The organism is Bathymodiolus azoricus thioautotrophic gill symbiont, assembly GCF_001298715.1.
Lineage (GTDB): Bacteria > Pseudomonadota > Gammaproteobacteria > PS1 > Pseudothioglobaceae > Thiodubiliella.
In genome coordinates, this window is record NZ_CDSC02000093.1 from 1 (window position 1) to 1,148 (window position 1,148).

At 40.5% G+C, this 1,148-nt stretch carries 1 protein-coding gene; it reads left to right on the forward strand.

The genetic code is table 11. The features are described 5' to 3' along the window. Positions 1–50: 50 nt before the first annotated feature. Positions 51–1,148 (forward strand): galactose-binding domain-containing protein (locus tag BAZSYMA_RS01810; RefSeq protein ID WP_195910049.1); only part of this gene is annotated, 1,098 nt, incomplete at its 3' end.

The following is a 1,148-nucleotide window of genomic DNA, read 5'->3' on the forward strand; positions in this document are numbered from 1 at the left end:
TTTTTTGAAAAGACGGGTATTGATGCTCGTCAATTGGGAGTGGTGCGTTTATGAGTCGAATTCACCTTATTTATTTCTTGAAAATGAAAAACATAACAAATACCCTAAACAAACTAACTAAACTCCTTGCGGTTGCCATCTTTTCAGTCTCTTTAAATGCTTTTAGTATTGCGCTAGCTCCATTCATCACAATCAGCACTGACTATGTTAGTGCTACTGCTGGAACTGCTATTACACCTGTTACCATCACTAATACAGGTGTTGCTGCTTCTTATTACTCAATTTCTCCTGCTATTTCCAATGGCTTATCCTTTGATGCAAAAACTGGAACCATCTCTGGAGTGCCAATTGCTGCCTCTGATTCAGTAACTTATACTGTGACTGCAGTTTTAATGACCTATACTATGCCTGAAGTTGATCGTCGTGGTCAGGACACTGCAACTGTTGTTATTGCTGTTGGTATCGGTGATATTAATTTAGCCTTTGGAAAACATGCCACACAATCCAGCACATATTTATACCACTCTATCATTCCTGTTTCTGGCTATGCAGTGGATGGTAATACTGATGGCTATTTCTTAAATAAGAGCACCACCCATACCAACTATGAACAAGGTGCTTGGTGGCAGGTTGATCTAGGTAGCAAGAAAAACATCAATCAAATCATTATCTACAACCGCACTGATTGCTGTGTAGATAGACTAAGCAACTACCAAGTTAGTATTTCTAATAAAGCAGACTTCAGCACCCATACCTATCAACAAGACTTTCATGTTGCGCCTAACCCCAAAAAGACCATTAAATTAAACACACCAGGTAAACAAGGTCGCTATGTTAGAATTCAGTTGCTTGACAAGAACTATCTGTCTCTAGCAGAAGTTCAGGTTATGGGTGTTGATCCTTTGCGTTTTGCTAAGGTGGATTATTCTAGTGCTCATAATGATTTTGGTGGATTTTATAATGCGCCAAATTATCCTAATCATAAAGCTTTTGCCGCTCTTCAAGCTGATGGCTCAATCACGGCGTGGGGTGTTTCAGGTTCTGGAAGCTCAGATGCGCCCACTGACAAAGGCTATACCAAGATTTATTCAAATGAATCTGCCTTTGCTGCCCTTAAAGCCGATGGTGCGATCACGGCATGGGGTGGA